Origin of the sequence: Mesorhizobium sp. M2A.F.Ca.ET.039.01.1.1 (genome assembly GCF_003998035.1) — a bacterium.
Lineage (GTDB): Bacteria > Pseudomonadota > Alphaproteobacteria > Rhizobiales > Rhizobiaceae > Mesorhizobium.
Genome location: NZ_RZRY01000245.1, coordinates 1 through 8,575, shown reverse-complemented (window position 1 = coordinate 8,575; position 8,575 = coordinate 1). Strand labels below are relative to the sequence as shown.

At 64.6% G+C, this 8,575-nt stretch carries 8 protein-coding genes; 2 read left to right on the top strand and 6 right to left on the bottom strand.

Annotated features, from left to right (window positions below):
* Positions 1-635 (top strand): substrate-binding domain-containing protein (locus tag EOA24_RS19020; protein WP_189354017.1); only part of this gene is annotated, 635 nt, incomplete at its 5' end.
* Here the strand turns inward: EOA24_RS19020 and gndA are convergent.
* The 6 genes from gndA to EOA24_RS18990 all read right to left on the bottom strand — a co-directional run bounded on the left by gndA (position 632) and on the right by EOA24_RS18990 (position 6,461).
* Entirely contained in the window at positions 632-2,059 is a 1,428-nt protein-coding gene (gndA, locus tag EOA24_RS19015) for an NADP-dependent phosphogluconate dehydrogenase (protein WP_126081159.1), read from the bottom strand. The two genes, EOA24_RS19020 and gndA, sit on opposite strands and share 4 nt — an antisense overlap.
* Before the next feature lie 127 nt (positions 2,060-2,186).
* The gene (locus EOA24_RS19010; RefSeq protein ID WP_245466927.1) at positions 2,187-3,815 is read right to left on the bottom strand and encodes a copper resistance CopC/CopD family protein; all 1,629 of its coding nucleotides are present in this window, start codon (positions 3,813-3,815) and stop codon (positions 2,187-2,189) included.
* Positions 3,816-3,866: 51 nt separating this feature from the next.
* Positions 3,867-4,385 (bottom strand): YcnI family protein, encoded by a 519-nt coding sequence (locus EOA24_RS19005; RefSeq protein WP_126081158.1) that lies wholly within the window; start codon positions 4,383-4,385, stop codon positions 3,867-3,869.
* Positions 4,386-4,415: 30 nt separating this feature from the next.
* Positions 4,416-4,967 (bottom strand): copper chaperone PCu(A)C, encoded by a 552-nt coding sequence (locus EOA24_RS19000; protein WP_126081157.1) that lies wholly within the window; start codon positions 4,965-4,967, stop codon positions 4,416-4,418.
* An 86-nt stretch (positions 4,968-5,053) separates the two neighbouring features.
* Positions 5,054-5,401 (bottom strand): hypothetical protein, encoded by a 348-nt coding sequence (locus tag EOA24_RS18995; protein ID WP_126081156.1) that lies wholly within the window; start codon positions 5,399-5,401, stop codon positions 5,054-5,056.
* 124 nt (positions 5,402-5,525) lie between these two features.
* A complete protein-coding gene (locus tag EOA24_RS18990) occupies positions 5,526-6,461 on the bottom strand; it encodes a GntR family transcriptional regulator (protein WP_126081155.1) in 936 nt (311 codons plus the stop codon).
* A gap of 257 nt (positions 6,462-6,718) precedes the next feature.
* On the opposite strand from EOA24_RS18990, the gene EOA24_RS18985 reads away from it, so the two are divergent.
* The gene (locus EOA24_RS18985) at positions 6,719-8,224 is read left to right on the top strand and encodes an altronate dehydratase family protein (protein ID WP_126081154.1); all 1,506 of its coding nucleotides are present in this window, start codon (positions 6,719-6,721) and stop codon (positions 8,222-8,224) included.
* Positions 8,225-8,575: the final 351 nt, after the last annotated feature.

Sequence of the window (8,575 nt, the reverse complement as noted above, 5' to 3'; positions counted from 1 at the left end):
TCATCATATCGCGCACGCAGCCCAACGATCCGCGGGCGCGCTACATGCTGGAGCACGGCGTTCCCTTCGCCACGCATGGCCGCACCGACATGGGGCTGGTGCATCCCTATCACGACTTCGACAATTACGCCTTTGCCGGCGAAGCCGTTCGCGCGCTCGCCGCCAAAGGCCGCAACCGGCTTGCCCTCGTGACGCCCCCGGTTGGCCTCACCTATTTCCGCTATACGGTGAACGGCTTTGCAGATGCGCTGAGCGAGGTCGGCGCCTCGGAGGTGCCCTTCAACACCGTCTCGATCGACCATACGATTGAGCAGATCAGGATGCGCACCGCCCAGCTCATGCGCCGAGACGACCGCCCGGACGGCATCATCAGCAGCGCCGCCGCGGCAACGCTCGCCGTCGTCGCTGGCATCGAGGATGCCGGCCTGAAGCTCGGCCGCGATGTCGACGTGGTGTCGAAACAGTCCTCGGAGGTGCTGCACCTATTTCGACGGGAGCTGCTCGTCGTCAACGAGGATTTCCGGCTGGCCGGCTACGAGCTCGCCCGCGCCGTGCTTGGCTGGATTGCAGGCAAGGAACCCGGCTCACTGCAGTCGCTGAGCAAGCCGAGTGAGGTCCTGCCCTATCGGGGTTAGTGCCCCGCGCCGCTCCCCCACGGGCCATGGAAGGCGCCCTGCTCGCCGATGCGCTCAAAACCATGCGCGCCGAAGAAGTCGCGTTGCGCCTGGATGAGGTTCGACGTGCCGCGTCCTTGGCGATAGCTGTCGAAATAGGCCAGCGCCGAAGACAGCGCCGGCACCGGCGAGCCGGCCTCGGACGCCCTGGCCACGATACGCCGAAGCGACGGATGCGCTTCCTTCATCATCGCGATGAAGGCCGGCGCCATCAGGAGGTTGGTGGACGCGCTGCCCGAGCCGAAGGCCTCGGCCATCGTGTCCAGCATCTGCGAGCGGATGATGCAGCCGGCGCGCCAGATCTTGGCAATGGTCGGCATCGGCAGGTTCCAGTTGAACTCCTTGGATGCGCCGCTCATCACCGCGAACCCTTGCGCGTAAGCCGCGATCTTGCCGGCGAACAGCGCCAACTCCAGATCCTTGAGCAGCGCGGCCTTGTCGCCGGCGATCTTCTCGACGCCGATATCGCCATAAGCCTTTTCAGCCGCCTGCCGCTCGTCCTTGATCGAGGACTGCACGCGCGCCGCGACCGCCGCCTCGATGGCGGTGGCCGGAATGCCGAGCTGCTGCGCCTCGATGACCGACCATTTACCGGTGCCCTTCTGCCCGGCGCGGTCGAGGATGATATCGACCACCGGCTTGCCGGTCTTGGGATCGTCGGCGGCCAGCACCTTGGCGGTGATCTCGATCAGGTAGGAGTTGAGCCGGCCCTTGTTCCATTCCTCGAACACCTTGCCGATCTCCTTGGGCGCCATGCCGAGCCCGTCGCGCAATATGCCGTAGATCTCGGCGATCATCTGCATGTCGGCATATTCGATGCCGTTGTGGATGGTCTTCACGAAATGGCCGGCGCCGTCGTGCCCGAGCCAAGCCGCGCAAGGCTCGTCCTTGAACTTGGCCGAGATTGCGGTCAGCACCTTCTCGACGCGCTTCCAGGATTCTTCAGTGCCGCCGACCATAATCGAGGGCCCATGGCGGGCGCCTTCCTCGCCACCGGACACACCCATGCCGATGAAGGTCAGGCCCGAGCCGGAGAGTTCCGAGAAGCGGCGCATTGTGTCGCGGAAATTGGCGTTGCCGGCATCAATGACGATGTCCTTGTCGGAGAGCACGCCGCGCAGTGCCGCGATCTGCTCGTCGACCGGCTTGCCGGCCAGCACCATGATGATGATCGGCCGCGGCGGCCGGATCGCCGCGGCAAGCTCCTCCAGGCTGTAGCAGGGAACGACCATGTCCTTCAGCGGACCGGCGCTCTCGACAAAGGCGTCGGTGCGCGACGGCGTGCGGTTGAAGACGGCGATGCGGTGCCCGTGCTCGGCGATGTTGAGCGCCAGGTTGGAGCCCATCGTGCCAAGGCCGATCAGGCCGATTTCGGCTTTTTCCATCGTTTCTTCCCTGCTTTCGAATGCTTGTTGTGGCCGCGTTCCGCGCGATGCCCACTGTTTCGCAAGATGAATGACGGGCCTTGGCGGCGCCGTCAACCGCCTCGCCGTATTCTATATGGACTGGATCTCAATCGGATCGGATGTCGATCGGCGCCTCGATTTTTACCGCCTCGAAATCCGAAACGAGGATATCGAGCCGGGCGTTCCATCGGCCGGGCAGCGGAATGACGAGATTATCGACGCGCCAGGTGCCGTCGCCGGGTTTCCTCGCCGGCCGCTTGATCGGCTCGATGCCGGAATCCGGCTTCGACAGCACCAGCGTCACCTGCTTGGCGTCGAGCGGTCCGAAATCACCGGTCATAATCACCATCGACGCCGCGACCGCGCCCGCATGTCCAGGCGTGATGCTGAGATCGGCCATAGCTTCCAGCGTGTGGATATGGATCGACACCGGCTGCGCCGCGGCGATCGCCAGCGCGCGCGGCGGCGGGGTGAAGCGCCAGCCGGCGGCGACGCCGAAGATCGCGAGCACAATCACCACCTCGATGCCGATCGAGCGCACCAGCCGTCGCTGCACTTCCGTGTCACCGGCCTCGGCGGGCGCCGTCAACGTCCAGCGATTGACCGCGGCTAGCGTGAACAGGAAGAGCAGCAGCGCCAGCTTGAGCAGCAGCAGGCGGCCATAGGCGGTGTGGACCAGCGCAGCCGGCTCTTGCACCTGGATGACTCCAAGCACGATGCCGCTTGCGGCAAGCAGGATGACGACCGGCAGGATCGCCCGGGAGAAGCGCCGCAGAAAGACTTTTGCTTCCGCCGGCTCCCGCCGCAATGCCAGGCCGAGCGGTGCCAGCGCGCCGGCCCAGAAGGCGATTGCAGTGCCATGCAGGAACACCAGCGGCCGCGTCAGCCATTGCGGTTCGGCGGCGCTGGCGTGGCCGCTGGCGGCAAGAGCGCCGCCGACACAAAGCAGTGCTGCGCCTGCCGACGGCTTGCGAAGACCCGACGGCCCGGCAAGCGACAGCAAAGCGAGACCAAGAGCGATCAGGCCGATCAGCACGGTCCAGACATAGTTCGTCTCCAGCGCGGTCTTCCAGACGGCCGGCGCTGCAAAGCGCGCGAGCGGGGCGCCAAGCCCATCCAGTCCTTGCAGCCCAAGCGACACCGGCGCGCCGGCGAGGCCGAAAATGAGGGCCGCGGCGACAAAGCGCCGGCCGCGGCGCACGTCCCCGGCCAGCAAGGCGAGAGCGAACGCGCCGCCGACGCCGAGGAAGAGGCCGGCATAGAAAAACAACCTAGCGGCCCAGATCGCCGCGCGCAGCGTCCAGTCCACGGCTTCGCCCGCGGTCGGTGCCGCGCTTGGCGCGGCGATGGAAAACAGCGCCGAACCGCCGACCGGATGGCCGTCGACCGACACCACCCGCCAACTCAAAACATGCGTGCCGTATTTAAGCGTTTCGGGATTGTCGATCTCGACCGTCTGGTCGTTGAGACGGAAGGATGTCAAAGCAAGCTGCGAGCCGTCCGGCCGCACAAGAGTGAGCACCAGCGGCGAGACGGGCTCGCTGAAGATCAGCGAAAACTGCGCCGGGCTTTGCTCCAGCAAGGCGCCGTCGGCAGGATCTGTCGCGACCAGCGCCGCATGCGCGAAGGCTCGCCCGGGCATGGCCAACACCGCCATCGCCACGAGCAGTGCCACCAGCCAGGCAATCGGGCCGGTATGCAGGCGCATCGTCGGGGAAGATTGTGCTGCGTTCATGCCGTCTTACAGGAAATGGTGGCGCGCCCCGATGGAGCGCGCCAATAAAGATCATCTCTTCGGCAGTAGTTTGATGCCGGGCGCCGGACTTTCCAAGGCGTCCTCATCCTGGCCCGCCGCCGGGATCTCGATCCAGCGGTCGGTGGCGTCGCCGCATTCCTGCACCACCGGGAAATAGAGCATCTGGCCGGCCGGCAGGTCGGCCGCCAGCGAGGCGCGGAAGACGAATTCGTCATAGAATTCGTCCGGCAAATTGCCGCCGCTCCAGTCCACTTCCTTCACGCCGGTGGTCAGCGTCTCGCCATAGAGCTGGTAGGATTTCTCGTATTTGCCCTTCTTGATCTGCAGCGTCCAGCCGGGCTTGGGCATCGGCTTCACCGCGATGACGCCTTCGGGGATCTGCACGCGCACGGCCGTCGTCGCCTTGCCCTCGCAGCCATGCGGCACGCGCAAGACTGCTTTGTAGGTGGAGCCGACAGCCGCTTCCTGCGTTTCCAGCGTGATATGGGCGAGCGCGGCATTGGTTCCGAGCGCGCAAAGCACGCCCGCCGCCAGAAGATACTTCATCATGAATTGTCCCTCTGATTTCGATTTGGCGGATTATTCGGCGTGGTCCATGTCCATGTCGCCACTGCCGGTCTCGCCCATGCCTTCGACGGCAAACTCGACCTTGACGCTGCCGGCCTTCTCGAAGGTCAGCGTCGCCGGGAATTTCTCGCCCTGCTTCGGCTGCCGCTTCAAGCCGGTGAACATCAGATGGTAGGCGCCGGGCTTCAGCGCGACCTTGCCGCCGGCCGGGATCTCCAGCCCGCCCTCGACCGGCCGCATGGTCATAACGCCGTCCTTGACGCCCATCTCATGCAGCTCGACTTTGTCGGAGATGTCGGAGGAAATCGACAGCAGCCGGTCGGGCGCGCTGCCCTTGTTGACCACGGTGAAATAGCCGCCGGCCACCTTGGCGCCGGGCGGCGTCGCCCGCGACCAGGGATGCTCGATCTCGAGGTCGCCGACCTTGAATTCATGTGCGATGGCGAAGGGAACGCAAGCCAGGAGAAGCAGAAGGCTGAGCACGGCAAGGCCAATGCGCTGCTGGAAAAGGAACGGCGCGCCGCGAAGGCCGAAGGTTTGCGCCTTGAAAAGAAGCTTGGACATGGTTGCTCCATGAATATGAGAATCGCGCCGTTTTGCGGCCGCGAACAGTGATCTTTGATGAACGGGCCCGCGGAGGATTCCGCGGATCAGACTATTGCCGGCGGCGCGCGCGGATTGGCCGGAGAACGGTCGCGGGCGAAATCCTGATGCCGGAAGGCCGGAAGCTGGAAGGTGACCGCCTCGAAAAGCCCGGTTCCGGCCACCGCGCCTGCTTCCGGCGGCGGCAGATGCGCTGGCGAAACCATGCTGCAGCCGAGCGAGCAGCAGGCCGGCATATGCTGCTGGTGCGGATCGCCGCCGGGGAGTTTTATGGCCCCTTCATGCGTGCAGATGACGTTGCCGAAGGCATCGAGCTGCGACGGCCCGCCGAAGGCGAAAGCGCCGAGAGAGGACTGAAGCAACAGGAGCAGCGCCGCAACGAACGCGGCCGGCATGCTCCATCGTCTCAGCCGGATATGCAACGCAAAGCCTCTCCCGGAAATTCGATCGACCGTAACACGGACGATAAGGCGGGAAAATCGGCAAAACCGCGCTGCGGCAACGCGGCGCGATACCCGTTCATGCCCGGGCAAATGTGCCTGACAACGTACCGTCGGCGGGCTGCGCCTGCCGTCCCTCGGGAATCGAGCTCAGCAGCGTCTGGCGCGCCGACTTCAGGTGCTTGCGGCAGGCGACGTCTACCTTGGCGGGATCGCGCGACTTCAGCGCCGCGATATAGGCGAGATGCTCCTGGATCGCGACCTCGTTGCGCTGGCGCTCCTCGGCCTTGTTCCACTGATAGTGGTAGTGGAAGATCATCGCGATCACGTCATAGAAGTCGACGATGAAGCGGTTGTGCGAGGCGCGGTGGATCAGCCGGTGGAGACGCTCGTCGAGCTCCGAGAATTCGTTGAAGCGCGTGGCTATGTCGCTGGCAAGCTGGCGATGTTCGACCTCCAGCCGGTCGAGATCGGCCCACACCGCGCTGTCCACCGGCAGGGCGGCGAAGGCCGCCGCCGAGCGCAGCTCGAACATCTCGCGGATCTCGGTCAGCTCCAGCGCGAAGGCGCGCGTGAAACCCTTCAGCACCCAGTGGCTGTTGCGCCGCTTCTCGATGAGCCCGAAGCGCGAGAACCGGATCAGGAATTCGCGCACGCTGGTGGTGCCCACCCCGATCTCGCGCGCCAGCTCCAGTTCGTTGATCTGCATGCCGGCCTCGGCGCCGCCGGCAAGCAGCCTGCGCATGAAGGAGCGCTCGATGATCTCGGCCAGCGAGTCCGTCTCTTCCTCGGGGAAGAAATCCTCCGGCAGCGGTCCCCTGAGCACTGTCTTGTTACGCTTGTTCCAGGCAATCAGCCCGGTCTCTTCCATGCGCGAAAGGATGCTGCGCACAGTGGTCCGGCTCACACCGAGCAGCGTGCCGAGTTCCGGCTCGGACGGCAGGCTTTGGGTCTCGTCGAGCAGCCGCAGGCAGCGGTTGAACGCGTCCTTGTAGACGTTGTTGCTCTTCGACATGCCTGTATCCCCCAACGCTCGCGGCGGACAGCCGAAAGCGCGATATGATCGGTGTCTCCTAGCGCACGGCCCCGAAAAGCGGAATCGTTTTTCGCCGGCTTGCCAAACGGGCGGTCGCGCATCGAACAAGGGGCGCCAGCCGCCCGTGATGAAAAAACAATTGACGCAAAACTGTTTTTTCACGATAAAAGACATTACCCCCAAACGGGCGCATGTCAATCCGCCCGCATTCCCAGGATGACCCAGGACAGCCGCTCGTGAACCCCGCAAACACCATTCTTCTTTCCCCCGCCGACAATGTCGCGGTCGCCAACGGCCGCATCGAGATCGGCACGGCGCTGCCGGGTGGCGCCACCGCGATCGCGGTGATCGAGCCTGGCCACAAGGTTGCGATCAGGCCGATCACCGCGGGCGAAGCCGTGGTGAAATACGCGCAGGCGATCGGCCGCGCCACCCAGGACATCGCGCCCGGCGAGCATGTCCATTCGCACAATCTGGTGTTCGAGAGCGGCCGCCTGCCGGTGGTTCCGCCGAGCGAGGCCGAGCACGCCACCGAAGCCGACCGCAAGCGCACCTTCATGGGCTACCGCCGCGCCGACGGGCGCGCCGGCACGCGCAACTTCATCGGCATCATCGCCAGCGTGAATTGTTCGGCCACCGTCTGCCACGCCATTGCCGACGAGGCCAACCGCACGATTCTGCCAAAATATCCCGGCATCGACGGCTTCGTGCCGATCGTCCACGGCCAGGGCTGTGGCATGAGCGGCACCGGTGACGGCATGATGGTTCTGCACCGCACGCTCGCGGGCTATGCTCGCCATCCGAATTTCGGCGGCGTGATGATGGTGGGGCTGGGCTGCGAGGTCAACCAGCTCACCCTCTACGGCCAGAAGGGTGTGGCGGCGGGAAAACGTCATTTCAACATCCAGGAGGCCGGCGGCTCGCGCAAATCGGTCGAGAAGGCGATGGGCGTGCTCACCGAGATCGCCGAGGAAGTCGGCCACCTCAAGCGCGAGCCCATCCCGGTCAGCGAGATCGTCGTCGGCCTGCAATGCGGCGGCTCGGACGGCATGTCGGGCATCACCGCCAATCCGGCGCTGGGCGCCGCTGTCGACATCCTGGCCGGCGTCGGCGGCATCGGCATCCTGTCGGAGACGACCGAGATCTACGGCGCCGAGCACCTGCTCGCCTATCGCGCCGCCTCGCCCGAGATCGCCGCCAAGCTCGACGGCTTCGTGAAATGGTGGGAGGACCATACCGCCAAGCATGGCGCCTCGATCGACAACAACCCCTCGCCCGGCAACAAGCGCGGCGGCCTGACCACGATCCTGGAAAAATCTCTGGGCGCCGTCGCCAAGGGCGGCCAGACGCCGTTGAATGGCGTCTTCGGCTATGCCGAGAAGGTTTCGGGCCACGGCCTGGTGTTCATGGATACGCCCGGCTACGACCCCGTCTCGGCCACCGGCCAGGTGGCGGGCGGCGCCAATGTCATCGTCTTCACCACCGGCCGCGGTTCTTGCTTCGGCTGCCGGCCGACGCCGTCGATCAAGGTCGCCACCAACTCGACCATGTACCACCAGATGGAAGAGGACATGGACGTCAATTGTGGCGTTATCGCCTCGGGCGAGAAGACCATTGCCGGCATGGGCCGCGAGATCTTCGAGCTGATCATCGAGACGGCGTCCGGCCGCAAGACCAAGAGCGAGGCGTTCGGCTACGGCGACAACGAGTTCGTTCCCTGGCATCTCGGCGCGACGCTTTAGTCCGAAGGCCATTGGCGGAAGCGCGACTAGGTCTTCACTGTCGCATGACTTCATTATGGAATGAATATTCCACATTGACAGCTATGTGAAATTATCGTTCCATGTCACAGGGAGGAACGGAAGCGCCGACATGCTGCCAATGAGGAGCCGCAGGGGGAGGCAAATCCATCGCGCGTCACACAAACGGCAACAGACACCGCTTGCATCGGCCATGGCAATGCTCTATCAAAAAAGGCATCTGTTTTTTATTGATAAAGTTCCGTTTGGGCCGCGCCTATCCAGATTGAGCTTCCGCAACCTTCACCAGGCGACTTAGGGAGGAACCTAATGAAATTCGTGACCAGCCTTCTC